At 53.8% G+C, this 24,641-nt stretch carries 19 protein-coding genes; 8 read left to right on the top strand and 11 right to left on the bottom strand.

Translation table 11 applies throughout. From position 1 onward, the window contains the following. Positions 1–36 precede the first annotated feature (36 nt). The 3 genes from NHM04_RS02785 to acnB all read right to left on the bottom strand — a co-directional run bounded on the left by NHM04_RS02785 (position 37) and on the right by acnB (position 4,027). On the bottom strand, positions 37–492 hold the full coding sequence (locus NHM04_RS02785) for a methylglyoxal synthase (RefSeq protein ID WP_254265532.1): 456 nt from the start codon (positions 490–492) through the stop codon (positions 37–39). A gap of 13 nt (positions 493–505) precedes the next feature. After that, positions 506–1,345 carry an SDR family oxidoreductase gene (locus tag NHM04_RS02780; protein ID WP_254265531.1) on the bottom strand — a complete coding sequence of 280 codons (840 nt, stop codon included), beginning with the start codon at positions 1,343–1,345 and terminating at the stop codon, positions 506–508. A 63-nt stretch (positions 1,346–1,408) separates the two neighbouring features. Next, on the bottom strand, positions 1,409–4,027 hold the full coding sequence (gene acnB, locus NHM04_RS02775) for a bifunctional aconitate hydratase 2/2-methylisocitrate dehydratase (protein WP_254265530.1): 2,619 nt from the start codon (positions 4,025–4,027) through the stop codon (positions 1,409–1,411). A gap of 349 nt (positions 4,028–4,376) precedes the next feature. Between acnB and NHM04_RS02770 the strand changes: the two genes are divergently transcribed. Genes NHM04_RS02770 through NHM04_RS02760 form a run of 3 tightly spaced genes read left to right on the top strand, consistent with a single transcriptional unit; the run spans position 4,377 to position 6,361 of the window. Then, entirely contained in the window at positions 4,377–5,219 is an 843-nt protein-coding gene (locus NHM04_RS02770; protein WP_254265529.1) for an SMP-30/gluconolactonase/LRE family protein, read from the top strand. A 49-nt stretch (positions 5,220–5,268) separates the two neighbouring features. Beyond that, the gene (locus NHM04_RS02765; RefSeq protein ID WP_254265528.1) at positions 5,269–5,736 is read left to right on the top strand and encodes a DUF1289 domain-containing protein; all 468 of its coding nucleotides are present in this window, start codon (positions 5,269–5,271) and stop codon (positions 5,734–5,736) included. A 1-nt stretch (position 5,737) separates the two neighbouring features. Continuing rightward, positions 5,738–6,361 (top strand): tRNA-(ms[2]io[6]A)-hydroxylase, encoded by a 624-nt coding sequence (locus NHM04_RS02760; RefSeq protein WP_254265527.1) that lies wholly within the window; start codon positions 5,738–5,740, stop codon positions 6,359–6,361. 18 nt (positions 6,362–6,379) lie between these two features. Here NHM04_RS02760 and NHM04_RS02755 read toward each other — a convergent pair whose 3' ends face one another. The 3 genes from NHM04_RS02755 to NHM04_RS02745 form a co-directional block, all read right to left on the bottom strand. Then, complete coding sequence (locus tag NHM04_RS02755; RefSeq protein ID WP_254265526.1) at positions 6,380–6,883, bottom strand: DUF934 domain-containing protein; 504 nt, start codon at positions 6,881–6,883, stop codon at positions 6,380–6,382. Then, the gene (locus tag NHM04_RS02750; protein WP_254265525.1) at positions 6,867–8,531 is read right to left on the bottom strand and encodes a nitrite/sulfite reductase; all 1,665 of its coding nucleotides are present in this window, start codon (positions 8,529–8,531) and stop codon (positions 6,867–6,869) included. The genes NHM04_RS02755 and NHM04_RS02750 overlap by 17 nt, the downstream gene beginning before the upstream one ends. Before the next feature lie 475 nt (positions 8,532–9,006). Then, entirely contained in the window at positions 9,007–9,276 is a 270-nt protein-coding gene (locus NHM04_RS02745; protein WP_254265524.1) for a DUF2970 domain-containing protein, read from the bottom strand. Positions 9,277–9,352: 76 nt separating this feature from the next. Here NHM04_RS02745 and NHM04_RS02740 point away from each other — a divergent pair, with 76 nt between their 5' ends. The 4 genes from NHM04_RS02740 (at position 9,353) to NHM04_RS02725 (ending at position 12,757) form a co-directional block, all read left to right on the top strand. Further along, positions 9,353–10,042 (top strand): pseudouridine synthase, encoded by a 690-nt coding sequence (locus tag NHM04_RS02740; protein WP_254265523.1) that lies wholly within the window; start codon positions 9,353–9,355, stop codon positions 10,040–10,042. 27 nt (positions 10,043–10,069) lie between these two features. Beyond that, positions 10,070–10,879: an ion transporter gene (locus NHM04_RS02735; RefSeq protein WP_254265522.1), complete on the top strand. Its 810-nt coding sequence runs from the start codon at positions 10,070–10,072 to the stop codon at positions 10,877–10,879. A gap of 139 nt (positions 10,880–11,018) precedes the next feature. Continuing rightward, complete coding sequence (gene nfuA / locus NHM04_RS02730; protein WP_254265521.1) at positions 11,019–11,606, top strand: Fe-S biogenesis protein NfuA; 588 nt, start codon at positions 11,019–11,021, stop codon at positions 11,604–11,606. Between the two features lie 62 nt (positions 11,607–11,668). Next, positions 11,669–12,757, top strand: coding sequence for a YdiY family protein (locus NHM04_RS02725; protein ID WP_254265520.1), 1,089 nt, complete (start codon positions 11,669–11,671; stop codon positions 12,755–12,757). A gap of 51 nt (positions 12,758–12,808) precedes the next feature. Here NHM04_RS02725 and NHM04_RS02720 read toward each other — a convergent pair whose 3' ends face one another. From NHM04_RS02720 to NHM04_RS02710, 3 genes are all read right to left on the bottom strand, one after another. Continuing rightward, positions 12,809–13,894: a 3-deoxy-7-phosphoheptulonate synthase gene (locus NHM04_RS02720; protein WP_254265519.1), complete on the bottom strand. Its 1,086-nt coding sequence runs from the start codon at positions 13,892–13,894 to the stop codon at positions 12,809–12,811. A 143-nt stretch (positions 13,895–14,037) separates the two neighbouring features. Beyond that, a complete protein-coding gene (locus NHM04_RS02715) occupies positions 14,038–17,469 on the bottom strand; it encodes an exodeoxyribonuclease V subunit beta (RefSeq protein ID WP_254265518.1) in 3,432 nt (1,143 codons plus the stop codon). Further along, positions 17,466–20,162, bottom strand: coding sequence for a PD-(D/E)XK nuclease family protein (locus NHM04_RS02710; protein ID WP_254265517.1), 2,697 nt, complete (start codon positions 20,160–20,162; stop codon positions 17,466–17,468). The genes NHM04_RS02715 and NHM04_RS02710 overlap by 4 nt, the downstream gene beginning before the upstream one ends. Positions 20,163–20,291: 129 nt before the next feature. Here NHM04_RS02710 and NHM04_RS02705 point away from each other — a divergent pair, with 129 nt between their 5' ends. After that, the gene (locus NHM04_RS02705; RefSeq protein WP_254265516.1) at positions 20,292–23,285 is read left to right on the top strand and encodes an EAL domain-containing protein; all 2,994 of its coding nucleotides are present in this window, start codon (positions 20,292–20,294) and stop codon (positions 23,283–23,285) included. Here the strand turns inward: NHM04_RS02705 and murI are convergent. Together murI and NHM04_RS02695 are read right to left on the bottom strand one after the other, a co-directional pair. Next, entirely contained in the window at positions 23,253–24,116 is an 864-nt protein-coding gene (gene murI, locus NHM04_RS02700; RefSeq protein WP_254265515.1) for a glutamate racemase, read from the bottom strand. The genes NHM04_RS02705 and murI overlap by 33 nt on opposite strands. Next, positions 24,109–24,531 (bottom strand): tol-pal system YbgF family protein, encoded by a 423-nt coding sequence (locus NHM04_RS02695; protein ID WP_254265514.1) that lies wholly within the window; start codon positions 24,529–24,531, stop codon positions 24,109–24,111. The genes murI and NHM04_RS02695 overlap by 8 nt, the downstream gene beginning before the upstream one ends. Positions 24,532–24,641 lie beyond the last annotated feature (110 nt).

Here is a 24,641-nt window from a genome sequence, read left to right as displayed (position 1 = left end):
GCCGGGCAACTGCCCGGCTTTTTTATGTGCGGCTTTTTATGCACGGCTTTTCATGTACCCTTCATAGTCGGGTACGGCGCGCTCAAATTCCTGCTTAAACAGTGGCGAGGCCACCATAAAGTCGGCGCTGATAATATTGCAAGCGACCGGAACATTCCACACCGCCGCGATTCTGAGCAAAGCTTTTACATCCGGGTCGTGGGGCATAGGCTCAAAAGGGTCCCAGAAAAAAATCAGAAAATTAACCTTGCCCTCAGTGATGAGAGAGCCGACCTGCTGATCGCCGCCCAAAGGCCCGCTAATCAGCTTGTTAATCTCAAGCCCGGTTGCCTTATTAATCACTGTACCGGTGGTTCCGGTCGCATACAGAGTATGCTTGCTAAGTTCTTCGGCATGGGTTTCACACCAGCGCACAATGTCGGGTTTTTTGTTGTCGTGTGCCACCAGGGCAATTGTTTTGCTGCTGGGCAGGGTAATGTTTTTATATTGCATAATCAGATCCGTATTAACTGGAGATGCGTCCCAGTATATTGTCCATCATCCGGGTTGTCAGGATGCGTTTTAAGTAACCCATGAGGTAGGTGGGGAAGGTCACGTAATAGCGCGGTTTGGGGCGTTTCGCGTGCAAGGCGTGGCTGAGTTTTTTGTAAACCGCTTCTGGCCCCAGGGTGAATTTGGAGGCCGGGCCCGGCTTGGATAGGCGGTTTACCGCGGCGGCGTATTTAAAGCCATGCCTGCTGCTATTAAAGTCAATGTTCTGCTCCAGTGCTTTAAGGGCGTTTTTACGAAAGTCGCTTAAAATGGGGCCGGGCTCTATCAGACTCACGTGAATATTCGTATCGGCCAATTCCAGTCGTAAAGTGTCGGTAATGCCTTCCAAAGCAAATTTGCTGGCGTTGTAGGCGCCGCGAAAAGGCATGGCGGCAAAGCCGAGTACGGAGCTGTTGTGAACGATTCTACCGTGACCTTGCTGGTGCATGACCTTAATGACTTCGTTGGTCAGTTCACACCAGCCGAAAAAGTTGGTTTCAAATTGTTTGCGCAAGGTGTCGCGACTTAAATCTTCTACCGCACCTGGCTGACCGTAAGCGCCGTTATTAAATAGTGCGTCTAACGTGCCGCCAGTGATACTCAGGGTTTTCCGTAGTGCTGACAGAATGCTCTCGCTGCTCGATACATCTAGCTGAATGCAGGTGAACCCTTCGGCTTGCAGGCGGCTTACATCGGTTGGATTGCGACAGCTGGCAATGACCTGCCAGCCATCTCGGGCAAGCGCCTTGGCACAGTAGTAGCCGATACCTGTCGAGGCGCCGGTAATTAAAATACTCTTCGATTCGCTGCTCATTTTATTTGGCCTATAAAAAAGCCCACCGACGGGTGGGCTTTTAAATTCAAGTTAACCGGTAAATTACACGGCTACATTTTGAATTTCAACGGCAGCGATGCGCTTACCTTCATCCGCTGATTTTTGGTATTCCTCAATCTCGTTGAAGTTGAGGTAGCGGTAGATATCGGCGCTCATGCTGTCGAGCTTGCTGGCGTAGCTTAAATACTCTTCCGGCGTTGGAATCTTACCCAAAATTGCCGCAACGGCAGCCAGCTCAGCAGAGCCCAGATACACCCCGGCGCCCTGGCCTAAACGGTTGGGGAAGTTGCGGGTAGAGGTGGATACCACGGTAGAGTTAGGTGCAACGCGAGCCTGGTTACCCATGCACAGCGAACAACCCGGCATCTCGGTGCGGGCACCTTTGCGGCCGTAGATGTTGTAGTAGCCTTCTTCCATTAACTGGTGCGCATCCATTTTGGTGGGTGGCGCAATCCACAGACGGGTGGACAGTTCTTCTTTGGCGGCATCCAGCAGCTTACCAGCGGCGCGGAAGTGACCGATGTTGGTCATGCACGAACCGATAAATACTTCGTCGATCTTGGTGTTCTGCACATCCGACAGGGTTTTCACATCATCGGGATCGTTCGGGCAAGCCAGAATAGGCTCTTTGATTTCTGCCAGGTCGATCTCGATTACAGCGGCGTATTCGGCGTCGGCGTCCGCTTCCATCAGTTCCGGGTTTTCCAGCCATTCTTCCATTTTCTGGGCGCGGCGCTCCAGAGTGCGAACATCGCCGTAGCCTTGTTCGATCATCCAGCGCAGCATCACAATGTTGGACTTCAGATACTCGATGATTGGCTCTTGGTCCAGCTTAATGGTACAGCCAGCCGCAGAGCGCTCGGCCGAGGCATCAGAGATTTCGAAAGCCTGCTCTACTTTTAGCTTGGGTAGACCTTCTACTTCAAGAATGCGGCCAGAGAAGATGTTCTTCTTGCCTTTTTTCTCAACGGTGAGCAGGTCTTGCTTGATGGCGTAGTAGGGGATGGCGTTCACCAGGTCACGCAGGGTGATGCCGGGCTGCATCTCGCCTTTAAAGCGAACCAATACCGATTCGGGCATATCCAGCGGCATTACGCCAGTGGCGGCGGCAAAAGCTACCAGACCAGAGCCGGCGGGGAAGGAAATGCCCAGCGGGAAGCGGGTGTGCGAGTCGCCACCGGTGCCCACGGTGTCGGGCAGCAACATACGGTTCAGCCAGCTGTGGATAATACCGTCGGCCGGACGCAGAGAAACACCGCCACGATTCATGATGAAGTCGGGCAGGGTGTGCTGAGTGTCGATGTCAACGGGCTTGGGGTAGGCGGCTGTGTGACAGAAAGACTGCATGGTCAGGTCGGCTGAGAAGCCGAGGCAAGCCAGATCTTTCAGCTCATCGCGAGTCATTGGGCCGGTGGTGTCCTGTGAGCCCACGGTGGTCATTTTGGGCTCGCAGTAGGTGCCGGGGCGGATGCCTTCGGTACCGCAGGCGCGGCCTACCATCTTCTGCGCCAGGGTGTAGCCTTTGCCGGTGTCGGCGGGCTGCTCAGGCAGACGGAAGACATCGGTAGCGGGCAAGTTGAGAGAGGCGCGAGCTTTAGCCGTGAGGCCGCGACCAACGATCAGGGGAATACGGCCGCCGGCTTGCACTTCATCCAGCAGGACTTGCGATTTCAAGTCAAATTCGCAAATGACATCGCCGGTTTCGGCGTTGAGGATTTTGCCCTCGTAAGGGCGAACATCGATCACATCGCCAGTATTTAAGTCATCAACGGGGGCTTCAAACACCAGTGCGCCAGCGTCTTCCATAGTGTTGTAGAAAATCGGCGCGACTTTACCGCCAATGCATACGCCGCCGGTGCGCTTGTTGGGAACGCCGGGAATATCTTCGCCGATGTACCACAGTACCGAGTTGGTGGCTGACTTACGCGAAGAGCCGGTGCCCACAACGTCACCCACGAAGGCTAGCGGATGGCCTTTGGCTTTCAGTTCGTCGATCTGTTTGATGGGGCCGATGTTGCCTTCATCATCTGGAGTGATGCCGTCGCGGCTGTTTTTGTACATGGCCAGCGCGTGCAGTGGGATGTCGGGGCGGGACCAGGCGTCCTGCGCCGGTGACAGATCATCGGTGTTGGTTTCACCGGTGACTTTGAATACGGTCAGTTTGGTGCTTTCTGGCACTTTTTTGCGCGAGGTAAACCACTCGGCATCGGCCCAGGACTGTAAAACTTCTTGAGCGTGTTTGTTACCGGCCTTGGCCTTGTCTTCAACGTCGTGGAAGGCGTCGAACATCAGCAGGGTGTGTTTCAGCTCGGTGGCAGCCAGTGGTGCCAGGGTCTCGTCGTCCAGCAGCTCTACGAGAGTTTCGATGTTGTAACCACCGTGCATCAGGCCCAGCAGTTCAACGGCTTTGGGTTTATCAATCAGGGGGGATTGGGCTTCGCCTTTGATTAGTGCGCTTAAAAACGCCGCTTTTACATAGGCTGCCTCGTCAACGCCCGGTGGCACACGTTCGCTGATCAGCTCTAACAGAAACTGTTCTTCTCCAGCGGGAGGGTTTTTTAACAGTTCAACCAGGTCGGCGACCTGTTCTGCGGATAAAGGTTTTGCGGGCACGCCTTGGGCAGCGCGTTCGGCAACATGGTTGCGGTAGGCTTCAAGCACGATTGTGATCCTCTGATTGTATTTGAATTACTCCGTCGGCAGGATCGCTGCTTTGGAGGCTATCCATGACCCACATGGATGATACCCGGGCCTGTCACTCGGCCCTGCGGGCTAATCGGGCGCGAATTATACCTTATCGGGCCCTCCCTGTTAACTTGTGTGGTTTTTCTGCTGGTAGCGCAAACATTCTCTGCTAGAATGGCGCGCCTGGCCACGCGACTAAGAGAGATAAAAAATGAAGAGATGCTTCCCGGTTACTGTAATGTTGATGACTGCAGCGTGTAGCTTTGCGGATCGACCTGAAGAAGCCAGAACCCAGATCAGTCCAGTCTGTGAGGGGGATTTAGGCATGGCGCCTGCCGGAGCGCTCAGTGCCCGGCGAATTGATATAGCGGATAATGCCGCTGCGGGTCTCTATGAAGGGCCGGTGTGGATTGACGACGCCCTGTATTTTTCTCATTTTCTGTTTAGCGAAGGCTTCCCCTCTAAAATCCTAGCCTATGATGGCGAAACACTTTCGGTAGCCCTAGAAGATTCCGGCTCCAATGGGTTGGCGCGGGATCGGCAGGGTAATATCCTGGCGGGTACGCACAAATATAAAGCCGTGTCGCGCTACGACCGTGAAACCTGGCAGCGCAGTGATGTCGCCTCGCAGTACGCGCAAGAGGTATTTAACTCCCCCAATGATTTAACCCAGGCGCAAGATGGCACCTTGTATTTTACCGATCCGGATTTTCAGCGCGCCGCTGCCCCGGGAGGCCAGACTTTAACCGGTGTTTATCGGGTAAAAGACGGGGAGGTTACGCTGATAGACAGCAGCATCCAAAACCCCAACGGCATTTCGCTTTCGCCGGATGAAAAAACTCTTTACGTCGCTGGAGGCGGTAAAGATGGATTTGTGCGTCGCTACGACCTCACAGCGCAGGAGCCAAAAGCAGCCGGACATTTGCTGGATGATGTAGAGGTGCCCGATGGCATGGCAGTCGATTGTCTGGGCAATGTCTATGTCACTGAGCATGTTGCGCAGCGTGTTCGGGTGGTAAACCCTGAAGGTGAAGTTATCGCCACTATTGCTCTGGATGCCAATGTCACCAATGCCGCCTTCGGTGGACCGGATGGGAAAACTTTGTATATCACCGGCGCCGGTTCGCTGTGGCAGGTAGATTTGGCGGTCAAAGGCCTGCCTTACTAGCCGCTGCTGATGTAGAATACTGGCTCACTTGCCGCACCGCTGTACAGTTATGCCCGTATTTAAACCCGTAAAAACACCTTGTGTTGGTATCTGCTCGACCGGTATTGGCGATAGCGTCTGCCGCGGCTGCAAGCGTTTTTCTCACGAGGTTATCCACTGGAATGCCTACAGTCAGGAGCAGCGGCGAATTATTGCCAATCGCCTGGAATCGTATCTTACTCAAGTGGTGGCCAATCGTATTCGTGTGCTCGACGAGACATTGCTGTTAACGCAGATACGTCACCAACAAATTCAGTTCAAGCCAGAACAAAGTCCCGAATGTTGGGTGTTTGATTTGCTGCGCGCAGGCGCAAGCCAGATAGACGACCTGCAGCCCTATGGCCTTGAGCTGATGCCCGCGTGGCGTGGGACGTCGCTGGTGACGATTCGCGACGATATCGACAAAGATTTTTATGCTCTGTCGTGCGCCTACTACGACCGATACATAGCCCCAGGGCTTATTGCCTCCGACGCCTAATATGATTGATTTATCTGAAATTAAAGCCTTTTTACGCTGCGAAACTCCGGACAGCTGGGTCGACAATGCACTGCAGCATCCCGCGCTGATGCTGCTGGACCATGCCAACTGCGAGAAAAAAGCCGCCTCTACAGCGATTCATTTAATGTATCGCTATGTTTCCGACTTTGAGCTGCTAAACAAAATGTCGCGTTTGGCCCGCGAAGAGCTGCGTCATTTCGAGCAGGTAATTGCGATTATGGAGAAGCGGGGCATAGCTTATGAGCAAATTACCGCCTCGCGCTATGCCGCCGAATTGCGTAAGCCGGTGCGCACCCATGAGCCGGGCCGGTTAATTGACACCCTGATTGTGGGCGCCATTATCGAGGCGCGCTCGTGCGAGCGTTTTGCCAAGCTCGCGCCGCATTTGGATGACGAACTGCAAAGTTTTTACGTTTCGCTGTTAAAGTCTGAAGCGCGACACTTTAAGGATTATCTAACCCTGGCGCAAAAGGCGGCCGGGAGTGATTCCATTGAAGACAGGGTGAATGAGTTTCTAACGCTGGAGCGTCAACTGGTTGAGGGTGGGGATTCCGAGTTTCGCTTTCACAGCGGTCCGGTTGCGGGAAAACAGGCTAACGGCTAGTGCCGTTAGCCTTGCAGCTTAGGCGCGACGGCGAAACAGCGGTTGCTGCTGGTCTACACCGGCTTGATAGAACTCGGTAAAGTCCTGCAGTGATTGCTTAGCTTTTTCCAAGTCGATGGTTTCGTCGTCAAAACGAAAGGCGTTGACTCCGCAGCGCGATAAATAGCACATTTGGTCGCGAATAAAGCTCCCAACGGCGCGCAGCTCGCCGCTAAAGCCAAAGCGCTCGCGAACCAGGCGCGCGGTAGAGAAAGCGCGGCCGTCCATAAAGGCGGGGAGGTTCACCGCTACCAGCGGCAGCTGTTTGGCATCGTCGCCCAGGTCGAACGCACTTTCATCGCTGTCGAGCCACACGCCGATATCATCGCGTGCTTGCAATTGTTCGCGTTGTGCTTGCCAGACGCTTAGTGGAACGATCACTTGGCCCGCCGGTACGTTTACCTCAGCGGCATCGCCCTCGGGTTTGTCCAGGCGCGTCCAGGTGTCGTCAATAATGGCGCCGTCTTTAACTAGCTTTGGCATAAACGCGCTCCTTAAATGGGGCGATACCAATACGGTTGTAGGTATCGATAAACAGTTCTTCTTCGGTACGGTTTTCCAGGTACACATTCACCAGGTTTTGTACCACGCCAGGCATTTGCTCAGCTTCGAAAGCAGGGCCTAACACCTTGGCCAGTGAGGCTTCGTTGCCCGCGTTGCCGCCCAGCATCACCTGGTAAAACTCTTGCCCTTTTTTGTCTACACCGAGCACGCCGATATGACCCACATGGTGATGGCCGCAAGCGTTCATACAGCCGGATATGTTCAAGTCCAGATCGCCCAGGTCGTATACATAGTCCAAGTCGGTGAACTGGCGCTGGATGGCCTCGGCGATAGGAATGGACTTGGCGTTGGCCAGCGAGCAGAAATCGCCACCGGGGCAGCAGATAATGTCGGTGAGTGTGCCAATGTTGGGTGTGGCAAAACCGGCTTCTTTTGCCGCTTGCCACAGCTCCAGCAAGTCTGTTTTGCGCACATCGGCCAGCACCACGTTTTGCTCGTGGGTGGTGCGCACCTCGCCAAAGCTGAAGCGCTCCGCTAAATCGGCGATGCGTTCCAGTTGCGCGTCAGTTAAATCGCCGGGGGCGATGCCGGTGGGCTTAAGCGACAGGGTAACAGACGCATAACCCGCAACACGGTGCTGACGCACGTTGCGCATTAACCATTTCGAGAAAGGTACGTTCTCGCCGGCCTGCTGATCCAGCTGCGCCTGGGCGCTGGCATCATCCAGTGTGGCGTAGTCCGGTTCGGTAAAGTACGACTTGGCACGCACAATATCTTCATCGCGCAAGGTGCTGGGGGCGTCTTTTAAGTGCTCCCATTCTTTTTCTACCGCCTCGGCGAAATTCTCGGGGCCCATGGCGCGGACCAGAATTTTGATACGGGCCTTGTACTTATTGTCGCGACGACCGTGCAAGTTGTAGACCCGCAAAATTGCCTCGAGGTAGGTAAGAATGTGCTCCTGGGGCAGGTATTCGCGAATAACGCTGCCGATTACCGGGGTGCGGCCCAAGCCGCCGCCCACCAGCACTTTAAAGCCAATGGCGCCGGCGCCATTTTTAACCAGCTGCAAGCCTATGTCGTGTACCTGAATTGCGGCGCGATCCATTTGCGAGCCAGATACCGCGATCTTGAATTTGCGCGGTAAGAAGGCGAACTCTGGGTGGAAGCTGGACCACTGGCGAATAATTTCGCAGTAAGGGCGCGGGTCCACCACCTCGTCCGGCGCAACGCCGGCGAATTGGTCTGAGGTGACGTTGCGAATACAGTTGCCGCTGGACTGGGTGCCGTGCATTTCTACTTCGGCCAGCTCGGCGAGAATATCCGGCACCTGCTCCAGGGCGGGCCAGTTATATTGAATGTTCTGCCGGGTGCTGACGTGGCAGTAACCTTTGTCATAGTCCCGGGCGATGCGCGCCAGCCGACGCAGCTGAGTGCTGTTGAGCATGCCGTAAGGCACGTTAATCCGCAACATAGGGGCCAATCGCTGTACGTAAAGGCCGTTTTGCAGGCGCAGCGGCAGGAACTCGGCTTCGCTTAAATCGCCGGCCAGGTAGCGCTCGGTTTGATCGCGGAACTGTGCCACACGCTGGCGCAGAATCTCGTGGTCATACTGGTCGTAAATATACATAAATCATTTACCATAGCTGAAAAAGCCCGGGCAGGGCGTCGCAGGCGCGCAAGGATACAGCAAAACGCGCCCTGCCGCGAGGCCCGGAGAGCGGCAAGGTATCAAGTTAGAACCCGGGTTTGAACGAATATATTTTACTATCTTTAAATCTTGTAGTTATAAATAGCGTAATAGGGTTGAATGCTTGGCTCGGGTGGTATATAAGAAGCTCTACTTAGGATGAAACGGCATAGGATGCAATTGAACCTACTTTAAATCTTCAAGACTGGGGAATAAAAATAATGAACGAACAGATTGAAATGCAAGAGCAGGGCGACAGTGTGGCAGATGCCATTGCGGCCGTGTCCCTGATCGCCATCTTTGTCGTGACCTGTATTTTTTGGATCAGCGGTCAATAACCGGCCCTCGATCCTAAAGCCACAAAAGCCGCCAGCTGGCGGCTTTTGTGTGTCTGGCCCAGCAAAAAAAGTCCCCGTCAGGCAAGCGAGCCCGCTAGCAGCCGGTTAACCAGAAAGATAAGCCCGCCAATAAAAAGACCGGTAAAAACAATTCCAGCCACTACGTAGGCTATAAGGTTGCCCTGGGTAAAGTCGCGTTCGCGGTTTTTGTTGCTTTGCACCCCCACGGCAGCCGCCAGGGTACTAACTACTATTTGCCATAAACTGGGGGCCCGTTTGTTGGCCTTCTGCTGTGAACGGTCGTCCACCGCTGTCTCTGGTTGCTGCGGCTTTTGCTTCTCAATCATGTCTTTTCGACTCTTGTTTTTGGTTTATGTTGTTATCCGCTAAAATGGCAAGTTTTGAGGATAACAGCTCATTTCCATGAATACACCAGCAGGGAAGACCCCCGTCAACGAGCTGGCGATTTTGCCGCCTTGCTCTGAAGAGATCGGCATTTTGCGGCAAGAGTCCGATTTTTTGCTGATCAGCAAGCCCGCTGGCCTGCTGAGTGTTCCAGGGCGACACCCGGACAATCACGACTGTGTTCACACGCGTCTGCTAAAACTCCACCCCGGCTGCAGTATTGTGCACCGGCTCGACTTTGATACCTCCGGTATTATGGTTGTGGCGCTCAACAAGGCGGCCCACGGATATATCGCGAGACAATTTCAGGAGCGCGAAACGTACAAGCTTTATACTGCTGTGGTCGCGGGGCGGTTGGCCGAACCCGAAGGCGAGGTCGATTTACCCATCTCTGCGGACAAACAAAATCGCCCCAAATATAAGATTGACGCCGACACCGGCAAGCCATCAGTTACCCGGTATCGAGCGCAAGCTTTTGATGCGTCGAGTAACAGCAGTCGTGTGTTACTCGAGCCTCTAACCGGTCGCTCCCATCAGCTGAGATTGCATATGGCGGCTTTGGGGCACCCCATTCTGGGGTGTGGCTTTTACGCCGAGCCAGCCATTGCGGCCTTATCTCCCAGGTTGTTGCTGCATGCTACGCGGTTGCGTTTTAAGGCGCCGGGTAGTGGCGAAGTGATTGAGGGGGAGTGTGCGTGTCCGTTTTAACGCGAGCAGTCCGGGGAGAATCACGCTGTGGTTAAGCGGTCCCGTAGCATGACGCCGAGGCGCAAGGTTTATATTTCTCTCGAGCCTCGTGCCTGGCCCTTCGGGATCTCACCGGTGAATCTCGCCATTTGCGGATTAATCCTGTTGTCCATGGTTGGCGCTATTGTGGAGACTGAACCCAGTATTAGTCGGGGGCATGAGCGTCTAATTCGCGCTCTGGAAGTTTTTTTCAGTGGGTTATTTTTCTGTGAATATCTGGCAAGGCTTTGGGTTTGTGTCGAAGATCGTCGCTATCGCCAACCTTTCTTGGGGCGGGCTAAATACGCGTTTACCCCGGCTGCGCTACTCGACTTAATCGCCTGTTTGCCGCTGCTGTTGGGAGTGTCCAGCTCTGAATCACTGCTGCTGCGGTTTGTACGCCTGTTTCGGGTTCTCCGACTGGCCCGCTATGGTCAATTAGCGCGCGCGGTACAGCATGTATTTAAAGCGATTATGCTGCGTCGCTACGAGCTCACTGTCAGCATTATTATTGCGGTCGGTATGATATTAGCCTCATCCACATTGCTGTATTTTGCTGAGCGCGAGGTTCAGCCTGAAGCTTTTGGCAGTATTCCACGTGCTATGTGGTGGGCCATTATTACGTTTACTACCGTGGGTTACGGAGATGTCTATCCGATTACTCAATGGGGCAGGGTGTTTGCCGCGCTAACCGCGCTATCGAGTATCGGCTTGATTGCCATGCCAACAGGTATTCTGGCTTCTGCTTTCAGCGATGCCATGCGCCGCGGGCGGGATGAGATTGTGACCCATACAAAGCACAATAAAATCATTAAATAACCAGCGGTATTTGAACTGGGTTATAAGCTTGTAAGCATCGATTCCAAGGCCGCTCTGGCGAGACAATTTTAATTCTGCGGAAACTAGCGTAAAATACCTGACTAAATTAATCAGGTATAGAGGTTAGATACTTTCGGTTATGCTCAGCGTCGACATTACCCCATCCGCACAAACCTACCTTAAAGGCTTGCTGGACAAACAGGACAACAACGAGGGCATCGGCATTCGTATGTTTGTCGCCAACCCGGGCACGGCGCAGGCCGAGACCTGTATCGCTTACTGTCGCCCCGACGAAGTCAAAGAGGGCGATGTGACTATGGAGCTAGAGGGGTTTAATGCCTACTTTGAAGAGCGCAGTCTGCCATTTTTAAAGGATGCCAAGGTTGATTACTCCGCTGACCGTATGGGCGGGCAGCTGACCATCCGCGCGCCCAATTCCAAAATGCCTCAGGTTACCGACGACAGCCCGCTGGAAGATCGCATTAACTATGTATTGTTCAATGAAGTAAACCCGGGGTTGGCGTCCCATGGCGGGGATGTAAGTCTGGTGGAGGTTACCGACGATAACTACGCGATTCTTCGTTTCGGAGGTGGTTGCCAGGGCTGCAGCGCGGTAGACTTAACCCTGAAAAACGGGGTGGAAGTGGCTTTGATGGATAAGCTGCCGGAGCTTAAAGGCATCCGCGACATTACGGACCATACGGATCGCACCCAAGCTTACTACTAAGAGCCTGTGACAGACAGGCTTATCACAAGGATTTGGAAAGCCGGTTGAATACAAGGTTAACAGTGTTAAAAACTCTTGCGCTGGGTTTGTTACTCGGCCCGGCCACTGCCTTGGCCCAGACGGGCACGGAGTCGTCCGGCTCCGCATGGCCCGCCCCCCCCGAAAGATTGGCCGGTTGGGATTGGCTGCAATTGGACTCCGGCGAGTGGGTCAAAGGTGAAATTATCGGCCTCTACGATAATACGCTCACCTTTGATTCCGATCACTTCGATGAGATGACTCTCGACTGGGATGATGACGTCACTCGGGTATTGTCTGCCCGCAGCATGAGCGTCAGGCTCAGTACAGGCGAGACTGTTTACGGTCCCGTGGTTATCGATGAAGAGTTCCTTAATTTCTCCTCTCCAGTGCAGGCTCAATATCCTCGCTCCTCCATCATAGCTATGACGGTAAAAGGCGATCGGGAGCTGGATCTTTGGCGAACGGAGCTCGGCTTTAGTGGCACTTTGAAAGGAGGAAATGTCGACGAGAAAGGCTACAGCCTTGATTTTGAAGTGGCCCGGCGTACTGCCTTATCCCGCTTGAGCATTGATTATCGTGGCAGCTTCGACGAAACCAGCGGCGTGCAAACACAGGAAAGTCACCGTGCTAACGGACGTTTTGACCGCTTTATTGGTACTTCATTGTATTGGACGCCTGCATATATTGAATACTTCCGAGATCGTTTCCAGAATATCGATACGCGCGTTACCTATGGTGTTTTTATCGGTTACTACATCGCGGATAATAAAACTTTTACCTGGAGCGTGAGTGGCGGCCCTGGCTATCAATATCAAGAATTTACCACTGCGCCTGTGGGACAGGATTTGACCCAAGAGACTCCCGCCTTTCTGGCCGAATCGAATTTAAAGTGGGATATCACCGACGATATTACCTATGAGCTGACCTACCAGCCACAGTTTACCAACGAAGAAACGGGGCGCTATAAGCATTATTTAGAAAGTGGCCTGAAGCTGGATGTTACCGACAAGCTGGCCGTGGACTTTACCTACACGTGGGATAGAACTGAGAAACCTCAAGTGGATGAGGATGGGTTGCTACCGGAAAAAGACGATTACACTATGTCGGTCGGGGTAACTTGGAATTATTAAACTGGCGGGGCATGAAAAAGGCCTGCCAGCAATGCCGGCAGGCCTTTTGCGCTAGGGGTAGCGTTTTTCCAACATGGGTTTGATTTTCTCGCGCATTGAGCGCAGCGCTTTTTCGGTAGCGCTCCAATCAATACAGGCATCGGTAACCGAGACACCGTATTCCAGCTGACTTAAATCGTCCGGAATTTTCTGATTACCAGCACCAATGTTGCTCTCCACCATCAGGCCGATAATGGATTTATTGCCTTCCATAATCTGGTTGGCAACGTTATCCATTACCAGCGGCTGCAGGTTGTGGTCTTTGTTGGAGTTGGCGTGGCTGCAGTCCACCATGATATTGGGCAGCACTTTCGCCTTTTCCAGCTCGTCTTCACACATGGCAACGCTGACAGAGTCGTAGTTGGGTTTGCCGTTGCCGCCGCGCAGAACCACATGGCCGTAGCCATTGCCGCGGGTATGGATAATCGACACCTGACCGTCAGAGTTAATACCCAGAAAACGATGTGGCTTAGAGACCGATTGCAGGGCATTGATGGCCACGGTCAAGCTACCGTCAGTGCCATTTTTAAAACCCACCGCAGAGGACAGGCCGCTCGCCATCTCGCGGTGCGTTTGCGATTCAGTGGTACGCGCACCAATGGCTGACCAGCTGATCAAATCTTGCAAGTACTGCGGCGAAATCGGGTCCAATGCCTCGGTGGCAGTGGGTAAGCCCAATTCGGCAATGTCCAGCAGGAGTTTACGGCCAATGTGCAGCCCTTCCTGAATTTTGAATGAGTCATTCAGATAAGGGTCGTTAATCAGGCCTTTCCAACCCACGGTGGTACGGGGTTTTTCAAAATAAACGCGCATTACAACATAGATGGTGTCGCTGACTTCTTCCGCCAGCTTTTTCAGTCGGGCAGCATAATCCTTGGCCGCCTCGACGTCGTGAATAGAGCAGGGGCCTATCACAACAAAAATACGGGGATCTTTGCGATCGAGAATATTGCGAATGGTAGCGCGGCCTTCGGTAATAACCTTGCGCGCGCTATCGCTCAGCGGCAGTTCGCGTTTTAGCTCTGCCGGAGATATGAGCAGCTCTTGTGAAACGACGTTGATGTCGTCTACCGCTGCATCTTGAGTATCGTGTGACATTGTCTTTGCAGATTTCCTATGTTGTCGTAGTTGCGCGTCTGAAAATCATCAGACGCGCCCATTCTACTGAATTTCAATAGCTTTTTGGTGATGATTTTGCCAATTGCAGATATATCAGGAATCTATGGGTTGAGTAAGATTAATTAAAACTCCAGAAAGTCCAGCGGTGCCGATAACAGCGGGCAATAGATCGCGAGTTTTATCGGGTAGATATGGTCGGCAAATAAGCCTGCGTAGCGCTGCAGTTGCGCACTGTATTGCTCGCGCAGGCGCGCGACCAGCGCCTGCTCAGTCTCGTCTGCAAGTATTTCTGTGGTTTTGTAATCAATAATCCAACGCTCACCTTGGTGGATAAAAGTGCGATCAATTACGTGGCGCCGGTACCCCTTGCTGGAGCCGGGTGCCGGGCTGATATAGCAGGCCTCCACCGCAGCGTCTTGATGACCGCAGTCGAGGATCCAGCGACCCCGATTAGAATTAAGCGCATTGCTAACACACTGTTTTATTCTTGCGATTGCAGCGGCATGTTGCTGCGGCGCAACACCGATGGTCATTAACTGGCTGCGCCACAGCGGCTGCTGTGAGCTGATGTAGCTCTCCGTATCCGGTGGTAATTTGCCACTGGCGAGGGCTTCAAAAACCCGATGGATGACTGTGCCGGTGAGCCTTGCCAGACGAGCTTCAGTAGTTTCCGCGTCGGGTAAGTTGTCATCGTCGTCGGCAAACTCTTTGCCTCTTAGCATCGCCAGGCGCGGGTTATCCATGGCTTCGGGGGGGCGCCAAGCGTCGGGGAGGCGCCTTAATGGTTGTGCCATAGACGCTTGGCTGGATGATTTGGCCGTTGGTTTAGTCGCTAAAAATTTCGCCTGTTGATACAAGTACGGCCAGAGTGAGCTCAGCTGACCGGCGGGGCGCAAGGCATCCGCTGATTGCTCAGGGTCCTGCTTGATGCAGGCGGTCAGGTAGAGGTTGCTGATGGCGCGAGTACAGCCCACGTAAAGCAGGCGGATCGCCTCAAACGCGGATTGCTTTTTCTGCTCGGCGCGCAGGTAATTATAAATTGGCCCTTGGTTCTGTCCTTCGGGCGCGAGCGGCCCCAGCAGCAGTTGCGGCTCACCGATAGCAGAGAGCCTTTCGCGCCACAATAAGAGAGATTTATCATCGCCACGCGAGCGCCGATCGAGGCCGGGAATTATCACCGTGTCGAATTCCAGACCCTTAGATTTGTGCATGGTCATCACCTGCACTCGGGCATCGGCATTGTTAGAGGCGGCATACAGAGATTCAATCGCGCGGCTAAACCCGTCCCAGTCTTCCAGAGTGCCGGCTTTTTCGTATTTATCCAGCAGATCAAAAAATTGGCAGGCGACCGTGTGGTCGTCCTCGGCTAACAGGGCCGCCGGGGCGCCGAGTGCACACCAAATACCGTAAACCCAGGTGCGCAGGCTCTTGCGCTGCCGGTGCGCAAACGCTTGTTGAAAAACCTCGGCAAGGCGCTCGCAGCGCTTTTGGCCTGCAGTGCTGAGATCGGATAGTGCTTTCGGGTTGAAGAGCCTTGCCCAAACAAAATCAAAACCGCGATATTCGCTGAGGGGGTTTTCGGAATCGCTGTTGCCTACCAGTGCGCTCAGATCGTGTAAATCCAGCCCGGTCCATGGGGCGCGCAGTACCGCGAGCCAGGCAGTGCGGTCCTCTGGGCGCAGTAGGGCGCGGGTCAGGCTGAAGAGGTCAGCAATCACCATGCGGCTTGCCAGCGAATCCATGTCTTGCGCCTGAAAGGCGATACCTTCGCGGTTTAAGGTTTCGATAATAAGGCTCAAGTGGCCGCGGTTTCGTCCCAGCACAGCAATTGTGTCGTCGGGTTTTTGCGCAAGCGCCTCTCTAATAATCTCGACAATAGCATTCGCCTCGCTGGCGCGGGCGTCATCAATAGTTTGCTCTTGTTGCTCGTCGTAGGCGCAAACAAGTAACTGTACATCGCTGTGCTCTGATGCCGGTTTAAAGGCCTGCGAAGGGCTGTAGCTGACAGCGCCGCGAGATATATCGTCCCGCGTTGGAAAGGCCTGTTGAAAGGTGCTGTTTACCCAGTCCACAACGGTAGCGCGGGAGCGGAAATTCACCTCCAAGTCTAGCGGGGTCAGGTCCACCGAGCCAATGCCGCTGGCTCGGGCCTGTAAAAACAGGCCTACATTGGCGTTACGAAAGCCATAACAGGACTGCATGCCATCGCCAACGATAAACAACGTCCGGCCATCGCCGGGCTCCCAGCCCGCGGTAAGTTTTTCCAGCAGTTGCAGTTGAGGTTGTGAGGTATCTTGAAACTCATCGACCAGTATATGACGGATTTGATAGTCCAGCTTTAGCGCAATCTCGCTCGGGGCATCGTCTTCGCCCAGCGCTTGCAGGGCGGCAAGGGTGATTTCGGTAAAGTCGGTGGCACCGCGTTCGGCAAAACATAGCCACAGCTCAGCGGCAAGGCGGGGCAAGCTGCGGGTTAAGCACTGCAAAATATCCCACTCACTGTCACTGTAGCCGATGCTGGGTAGTGAACGAATTTCATCAAGGGTGGTTGCGACTTGCGAATTCTCGGTTTGCAGTAATGCTGTTATTTCACCGTAGAGTACTTTGCTCTCTTTGCCGGCTGCTCCAGCGGGGACGCCTTGTTTTACGTTTAAGCTTTTGCGAAAGCTGCCGGTATTGGTCAGTAAAAAGCTCGCCAGCAAGTTCCAGTTTTCTATCTGCTCAGGCTCGGGAGCGGGCAATTCGGTTATACCGGCAAATGCGGCAAAGGGGTTGTCGGGCTGCTGTTCGCGCAAGAATGTACCGGCTCTGTCTAACAGCAGACATAAATCACTGGCAACTGGCTGCAGGTGGGAGCGAATCTGGCTTAAATGCTCGCGGATAATCGAGCCCAGCACGGCTTCAAAATAATCCCGCGCTTCGGCGTCCGATGCCGATAAAATCAGGCTTAACCACTGTTCGCGTTTGCTGAGTAAGTCCACAAACAAATCTGCCAGAGCTTCCAGGCGGTTATCCAAATGGCGGCATAGCTGAATCAAAGCCTGACCGTGAGGTGTGTCATCGCCTGCAGCTTGCAGCAGCCGGTAGGCGGCCTCGCGATACACCGCTTGGGGATCTTCTAAGGTGTCTGGGAGTTCCCCCAGGCCGCTGTGAAAAGGCAGTTGCGCCGTAATGGCGCGGCATAATCCATCGATAGTTAAAACCCGCAGGCGGCTGGGATTCTTCAGCAGCTGCCAGTTGTGTTTACGGTCGTGGGCGAGCAGCGCGGAGGCCGTCTGCCACAGCGCTTTTTCGTGTCCAGCCTCTGGCTCTGGGCAGTGGGCGGCATGTTCCAAGGCAGTGATAATACGCTCGCGCATTTCACTGGCGGCTTTATTGGTGAAAGTGATCGCCAATACCTGTTCGGGCGCTTCCACGTTAAGCAATAGTTTAAGCACGCGGTGGGTCAGTAGCCCGGTCTTGCCCGAGCCCGCCGGAGCACTAACGGCAAAAGATTGCTCTGGGTTTAAGGCCTGCGCGCGCGCTGAGCTGTCGACAGGTTGCAGCTGACTCATTTTGCGGCCTCCGGCTGATTCAACCAGCGCTGCACCTGCGCCTCGTCGTCAACTCGCGATAGCGGGGCTAACCAGTTGTCGTAGCGCTGCGCATCGACGCTGCGATACAGGGTGCTGGCGTAACCCTGGCGAATCTCTGCGGCCAGTTGCTGTAAAGCACTTTGCCAAGCATCCAATTGGTGTTGCCAGCTTTGCTTTTCCGGAGGCTCTATACCGGTAATATTCAGTGCTGTTTGATCGCCCCAGCCGGATAATTGCGTGTTTTTGGCGTTGATGCTCACGAGCGCGATGGCAGTAATGTTATGTTCGGTAAGGGCACAGACGTACAGTGGCAGCTGCGGATCGGTAAAGCGCAATTCCTTCCATGCGTTGGTGCTGGCGCTGCCGGTTTTGTAATCAATCAACAGGTGCTCGCCACTGTCCAGGGTGTCCATCCTGTCAATGCGCACATCGAATTGCAGGCCCGCAAACTCGGCAGTTACTTGTTGCTCCAGCCAGGCAATGGCAAAGTCCGGCCTGAGCTTTTCGAATTCTAGCCACTGAGTAATTTGTGCGCTTAGTCTCTCGCTTTCCAAAGCCTGCAGGGCTGGGGAGATCTCGGGGCGTTTGCGTGCCGCGTGGCTGACGCACTCTTGTGCAAGTTGATTAACGCGCTGGTTGAGGTGATTTGCATCCAAGGCTACGAGTTCGGCCTGGTTGTTTAGGCCTTGCCACAGCTCGGCGAGAATGAGATGCAACAAATTGCCTCTATCTGCCGCAGAAAAACCAAACCTAGGCGGGTCAAAGGCGTAGGCGCCCAGCCTGTAACGGGCAAAGGCTGAGAAAGGGCACTTGGCCTGGGCGCTAAACATGCCGCTGCCGCCGGGCAGTTTACTGCTATCGAGTGGGGGGCCAAATTCGCAGTCGAGCCATTCGAGAGAGGTGCTCTCGCACAGCCGTTGGTAGTTATCTTGCGTCAGTGATTGTGAGCCATGACTTAGCTGCTGCGGGCTTACGGCGGGTATATCCTGTATTAGCGCGCTGGATAGTAAATGGCGATCGCCATCGGCCTTGGGGTAGCTAAACACAACTGTGGCGGCGCATTGGCGTAGTCGTTTGGTTAAGCGCTCGGCGTAAAGCAACTCGCGTTCTGCGCTGGCGCGCGGCATCTGCCAATCGCGCTGCAGGCCCACCGGCAACAGAGGGTTAGGTTTGGCCGCGGGCGGCCAGGCCTGCTGATGCATGCCCATAACCCAGGCGTGGGTAAATTGTAGACCGGAGGCTTCCAGCAAACCTAGTATCTGAATTGGCGAGTCGGGCGTTTGCGGTTGAAAAGGCGTTTGCTCCAACTGTCTTTGCAGTAAGCTTAGAGCTTCGCTTAAGCTCAAAGGTGCTTGTAGCTGCGCCAACTTGGTCTGCTCAAACAGTGTCTCGTGCCAAAGTGCGACCTGTTGATATTCAACACTATCCAGACGTCGTTCGCCGGGCCAGCCGAGTTGTTCTAGCAGGTGGGTGATTTTCTCCACCCAATCACTGATCGTTAATTTAAAGCGGGCCTGACGCTCGATATCCATGGCCATTTCCAGGCGCTTTGCCAATTGCACGTCGCTCTCGCTGCGCTCGATTAAACCTCGGCACACTTTGCGAATTTCTGAGCTTTTCAGTTCGCGCTTAGCAAGGCGTCGCAAGCTTGCGATCGCCTTAGCCCGTATGGGCTTTTCCTCTTGGTAATTGCCCCAAAATAGCGAGTCCAGCAGCCTTGCAGCCGCATCTGTGGTGATGGGGCGACAGTGCAGCGCCACCAGCTCCAGCGCCGCTTTGATAACTGGAGCCTGCCCCAGCGGCGTGCCGGCAGAAAAGTTAAAGGGGGCTACCTGACGGGGCTGGCTTGGTTGGGGTGTCAGTGGATTAAAGACCTCGGTAAAAATGCGTTCTACCAATTCGCGCTCGCGGCCGAGCTCGGGCACGATAATGCCAATAACCGCTTCTGGCTCCTTTGCCAAAATGTCGTCCGCCCAGAGTGCCGCGCGGCGAATCTCGCTTTCGCTGTCGGCTTCGCTGGTGAGCGTTTGTATGTTATCGCTACTCGGGTCGGCTACAGTTTCTGCATTTGGCAGAGCAAGTTCCAGTAGGGCTTGAGTCAATGGCGGAATATCGTCAAAGCCATACACACTGGCGTTGGCAGTCGGTTTTAGTTCGCCACTTTGCAGCGCACTTAAAAGCCTCTCTTGTACACCTTCGCGGGTAATGAGCAGGTGCTTATCGAGTTGCTGATGGAATGCCTGGTACCATTCGATGAATCGGGGCTCGGCGGTGGGCCATTGCTCGAGCTGAGTCAGCGGGCAACGCCACGCTTGCAGCGCCACCCGGGCTGTTTCTGCTTTGCTGGCAAGCTGACGCGCCTGCATAAGTTGCTCGGCACCGAGGCTGTCGGTGATTACCTGCTCCCATAGCAGGCTGGTTTGCCAGCGGTTTAACAGGGCTTTAGGGGAGTCTGAGTGTTGGAATTGAAACCGCTCCCACTGACGTTCCAGCCACTGATTGAGCGCGTACACTCGCGGCTCGGGCCAGCTGTTCAGTTTTGCCTGGCGGTGCTGATATTGGTGGTAAGCACGTAATATCTGATTGCGCTGACGATTGTTGGCGGTAAGCAGTAATTGGCCGCCACTTAGACGATCTACCAGAGGCTCAATTGCAAATAACACCGCCGACATACACAACTCCTTCAAGTAAGCGCCGCAGTTTACGGTTTTGCACGGGAATGGGGCAAGCTAGCGAGGCCTGTAATCCGTGAATCTGGTGTATAGTGAAGTGTAAATAACACGGAGTGAAGCTGCGCGGATATGCGTTCCCTCAATGCAAAGTTGCTGATTATTGTGATCGGGTTTGTCATTTTAAGTGGCATCCTTGGCGCTGTGCGGGTGGGGTACTCTGAATCTCGCCGTATTCAGACCTTATACGATTCGCGCTTACAGGCGCTCTCCAGTCGCTATAGCCGTTACTTGGAAGACGAGCTGAGCGGCCGCTTAAATGCTCTGAAGGCGGCGGCAGAAGCGTTTGCCTATCAACTGAACACTCACGACTATAGCGCGCAACCTAGGCTTGCCCCGGCTCCTGATGGGGCTTACAGGGTGCTTTCCCCTCACTCCGGGGCTTTTATACACAAGGATTTTCCACCGAGCGAAGATACCTTGCGTTTATTGCTGGCCTCGGAAGAAACATGGGAGCAAACCAGCCCGGTCATGGCCAGCTTGTTCAGTGCTTTTTATTTTATCAGTGAGCAGCGCTTAAGCCGCGTCTGGCCGAAAACGATTGTTGAAAACCACCGCGCTGATCACGATGTGACCACAGAGATTTTTTACACCGTTGCCACACCAGCTAACAACCCCGATCGCAGTGCGGAGTGGACGCCCATCTATTTCGACACATACACGGACCGTTGGATGACCTCACTGGTGATACCTATTTACTGGCAGGAGCGTTTTATTGGTGTGATGGGCGGTGATATTGATGTCAGTTATCTGATGGGCAAGCTGCGTGCACTGGATACCGATAACGACCTCATTCAGGCGTTCTTGTTTAATCTTGAAGGGGAGGTCGTGTTACACAGCAGGCAGGCGCCGCGTCTGCAGGCGAGTGTCAACACCCGGGATGATTCCTATCCCATACTCAATGAGAATGAATCTCTACCGGCTTCCAACTCAATATATTTGCGCGAGGTAATAGAGCGCAAGGTGCCGCTGGGGCATGTTGAGTCGCGCAGTATCGACGGTGAGCGAGTCAATATTGTTGCTACCCGCTTGAAAGACATGGACTGGTACATCAGTTTTTACTACCCGCAGTCGTTGATTACATCCAGTTTTCGCTCGTCAATGATGAGTGTCTACGCCAATATCGCCATGCTGGGCGTGTTTTTGTTTGTGGTGTTGTATTTCAGTATCCGGCTCTTTGTGGTGCGGCGAATAAGCGTGCTGGCCGAAGCAACGGGCCAGGTCAGCCGCGACAACTGGCAGACCAGTCTGCCCTCTATGGGGCGCGATGAAATAGGTCGTTTAAGTAATGCGATTAATGACATGCTGGATCAGATTCGCCATCTGATTCGCGGCTTAGACGATAAGATATTGCTGCTGGATAAAGCCAGTGCTGAGTCGCGCCAACTTATGGCGGCCATTGAAAACAGCGCAAGCTTGGTTGTCATTCTCAACAAGAGCTGGGAAATTGTGTATGCCAATTCGCAGTACTGGCAGGTTGCCGGTCCTGAATATCAAGCCGATAACCCGTTGTTGTTGAGCGATAGCGCCAGCCTTAGTCCCGAGACTATTAACAGCCGCTTACGTGAGCAGCTGCAGCGGGGGCAAGATGTTGAAGAGTCGGCCCGGTGGCAGGCCGAGTATCTGGCTCGCACAGCCGACGGTCGCAGTTTCTGGTTGATGCAAACCGTTACGGCAATTCTCAGCACCCAACAAGAGCCTGAATACTATGTCTGCGTCGGTCAGGACATTAGCGATTTAAAAGAAAAGCAACGTGAAGTTGAAAAACTCGCCTATTACGACCATTTAACGGGTCTTGCTAACCGCATTCTGTTTAAAAAGCAGTTGCACACGGCGCTCAATCGCAGCTTGCGCAGCGGCAGTCATATCGCTCTGTTCTATCTCGATCTCGACCACTTTAAGAGAATTAACGATACCTTCGGTCATGAGGCTGGCGATCAATTATTAATCGAGGTAAGCGGCAGGCTGCGCAGCCACCTACGCGAAGAAGACTGTGTTGCGCGTCTCGGGGGGGATGAGTTTGCGGTGCTTCTGGACGAAGTAGAGAGCCCCCAATATGCCTATGTGGTGGCTACCAAATTAATTCGTGCACTTAACCAGCCGCTGGAGTTGGAAGGCAAGGAGGTTGTTGCAGGGGTGAGTATTGGCATAACCATGGCGCCGGATGATAGCGATAATCTGGATGTATTAATGAAAAATGCCGACCTTGCTATGTACCGGGCCAAGGATAAGGGGCGCAATGTATTTCAGTTTTACACCGCCGACATGAACGCGGCGGTGGAACAGCGTTTGGCTATCGAGCGGGATATGCGTCAGGCACTGAAATTTGGCCAGTTTATGCTCTACTATCAGCCTTTGGTGGATCTTGGCAGTGGTCGCATAGTGGGTGCCGAAGCATTAATTCGCTGGCAGCATCCCACTCGGGGATTAGTGTCACCCGCTGATTTTATTCCCGCAGCAGAGGAATCCGGGCTGATTGTGCCTATTGGTAAGTGGGTTCTTAAAACTGCTTGCTATCAGGCGCGCGGTATTCAAAAGGCGCTGGGTCGGGAGTTTAAATTGTCAGTGAATATCTCGGCGCGTCAGCTCAGTGAAGCTGGTTTTTTACAGATGCTAGAGGCGGTCTTGCAGGAGTCTGGTTTATCTCCGGGGTCGCTGGAGCTGGAGGTAACCGAAAGCACGCTGCTGGAAGATGTGGCTAATGTTATTCCTATGTTGGAGCAATTGCGGCAAAAAGGCTGCGGTCTGGCGATTGATGACTTTGGTACAGGTTATTCTTCGCTCAGCTATCTTAAGCGCCTACCGATTAACAGCCTTAAGGTGGATCGCAGCTTTGTGCAGGACTTGCCCGATGACGAAGAGGATAGGGCGATTACTTCCTTGGTGGTTGCCATGGCCAAAAGCCTGCATTACAAAGTGGTGGTCGAAGGGGTGGAAACGCCCGAGCAACACGCCTTTTTGTCTAATTGCGGTTGTCACTTTGGGCAGGGTTACTACTACAGTAAACCTCTGCCGGTGGATGACTTTATGGCACTATTGTTTGCCGACCGGCAAAAGCGAGGTTAGAACCGAGTAGCTGAGCAGTCCATAGTGGCGCAGCCCGGCTTCTAGTTTGTCGAGCCTTTTCGAGCTCTGAGTAAAGTAGGCGTGCGCCGATGGGGTTTGATCGACATCGCTTAGATTAAACCCAAGCTCGTCCAGCCAATAGGCGACGCGACGTGCAATCGCTTCGCCAGAGTCCAATAATTTTACCTCCGGCCCCAACAGGCGTGAAATCTCCTCACTCAGTAACGGAAAATGGGTACAGGCCAGGACCAGACAGTCCATAGCGTCAGGGTGTGGGTTGGCGGGGCTTGCGGCGATAAATTTTTCCAGGCAGGCTGCCAATTGCGCTTCGGATACCGCCTCGCCGCACAGTTTTTTCTCCGCCAGATGAACCAGTTGGGTCGAGCCGCTGGTGACTACATGGCAATGCCTAGCGAACTCACGAATCAGATTTCGGGTGTAGTCTCGGTATATGGTGCCAGGTGTCGCTAGTAACCCAATGTAATTATTCGCAGAGAGCGCTGCCGCTGGCTTAACGGCCGGAACAACGCCCACAATAGGCTGGCGTAAACGCTGGCGTAGTTGTGGTAACGCGAGCGTACTGGCTGTGTTGCAGGCAATTACAATAACGTCGGGCTGGGTTACGGCGTTTTGCAAGTAGTGCTCAATAACATGTAAACAGCGGCAGATTAAAACTTGATCGCTTTTCTCGCCGTAGGGAAACCCGCCGTTGTCTGATAAATAGCTCAGGCTGGCCGCTGGAATCAACTGTTGTATATGCTGATAAACACTCAGCCCGCCAACACCGGAGTCAAACACCAGTACATGAGGAACATTTGCTTGCTTAGTCATGTTGCGGGATCAAATCAGCGATGGCTGCACTGTAGCTTGGTGGTTCATTATCAAAAAGACTGGAGCTAGCGTGATATGCATGAAGCAAATACTTGCGTGCCTCCGGGATGCGTCCCAACTCAAACAGGCACTGGCCTAACCTTAATTGTAGAAATGGACTTTTGTCGGCATCGGGGCAATAGAGAGCTGAAGTGAGAGATTCGGCACCTTGCTCAAATTGCTGCAGCTTGAAGTAGGTGTCGCCAATGGCTGTGAGCACCCAGCCGGCTTCGGCGTATTCGCTTTGGGGCTTGGGAATCAAAAGCCAGGCTTGGTAGAATGAGCGCAACGCCAATCGATACTCTTTGCTATCGTACAAACGGTAGCCGTCGGCACAAAGACGGCGAACCTGTAGCGTCAGATCTGGTTTGCCCATGCTGCTGTTATGTCTCTAATGGTTGGATATTAGCCAAGGCCTCATACAGACCATTGGCCTGCGGCACACCCAAGGCCTGATTCTAGTATATCGATGAGGCGACAGCCAAG

Source organism: Gilvimarinus sp. DA14, from assembly GCF_024204685.1.
Taxonomy (GTDB): domain Bacteria; phylum Pseudomonadota; class Gammaproteobacteria; order Pseudomonadales; family Cellvibrionaceae; genus Gilvimarinus.
This window is presented reverse-complemented; position numbering and strand designations above follow the sequence as displayed.

What these genes read in the sequence shown, in the direction of transcription:
- NHM04_RS02785 (WP_254265532.1), bottom strand. Translation starts at nt 492, where the DNA reads ATGCAATATAAAAACATTACCCTGCCCAGCAGCAAAACAATTGCCCTG.
- NHM04_RS02780 (WP_254265531.1), bottom strand. Translation starts at nt 1,345, where the DNA reads ATGAGCAGCGAATCGAAGAGTATTTTAATTACCGGCGCCTCGACAGGT.
- NHM04_RS02770 (WP_254265529.1), top strand. Translation starts at nt 4,377, where the DNA reads ATGGCGCCTGCCGGAGCGCTCAGTGCCCGGCGAATTGATATAGCGGAT.
- NHM04_RS02765 (WP_254265528.1), top strand. Translation starts at nt 5,269, where the DNA reads ATGCCCGTATTTAAACCCGTAAAAACACCTTGTGTTGGTATCTGCTCG.
- NHM04_RS02760 (WP_254265527.1), top strand. Translation starts at nt 5,738, where the DNA reads ATGATTGATTTATCTGAAATTAAAGCCTTTTTACGCTGCGAAACTCCG.
- NHM04_RS02755 (WP_254265526.1), bottom strand. Translation starts at nt 6,883, where the DNA reads ATGCCAAAGCTAGTTAAAGACGGCGCCATTATTGACGACACCTGGACG.
- NHM04_RS02750 (WP_254265525.1), bottom strand. Translation starts at nt 8,531, where the DNA reads ATGTATATTTACGACCAGTATGACCACGAGATTCTGCGCCAGCGTGTG.
- NHM04_RS02745 (WP_254265524.1), bottom strand. Translation starts at nt 9,276, where the DNA reads ATGATTGAGAAGCAAAAGCCGCAGCAACCAGAGACAGCGGTGGACGAC.
- NHM04_RS02740 (WP_254265523.1), top strand. Translation starts at nt 9,353, where the DNA reads ATGAATACACCAGCAGGGAAGACCCCCGTCAACGAGCTGGCGATTTTG.
- nfuA (WP_254265521.1), top strand. Translation starts at nt 11,019, where the DNA reads ATGCTCAGCGTCGACATTACCCCATCCGCACAAACCTACCTTAAAGGC.
- NHM04_RS02720 (WP_254265519.1), bottom strand. Translation starts at nt 13,894, where the DNA reads ATGTCACACGATACTCAAGATGCAGCGGTAGACGACATCAACGTCGTT.
- NHM04_RS02715 (WP_254265518.1), bottom strand. Translation starts at nt 17,469, where the DNA reads ATGAGTCAGCTGCAACCTGTCGACAGCTCAGCGCGCGCGCAGGCCTTA.
- NHM04_RS02710 (WP_254265517.1), bottom strand. Translation starts at nt 20,162, where the DNA reads ATGTCGGCGGTGTTATTTGCAATTGAGCCTCTGGTAGATCGTCTAAGT.
- NHM04_RS02705 (WP_254265516.1), top strand. Translation starts at nt 20,292, where the DNA reads ATGCGTTCCCTCAATGCAAAGTTGCTGATTATTGTGATCGGGTTTGTC.
- murI (WP_254265515.1), bottom strand. Translation starts at nt 24,116, where the DNA reads ATGACTAAGCAAGCAAATGTTCCTCATGTACTGGTGTTTGACTCCGGT.
- NHM04_RS02695 (WP_254265514.1), bottom strand. Translation starts at nt 24,531, where the DNA reads ATGGGCAAACCAGATCTGACGCTACAGGTTCGCCGTCTTTGTGCCGAC.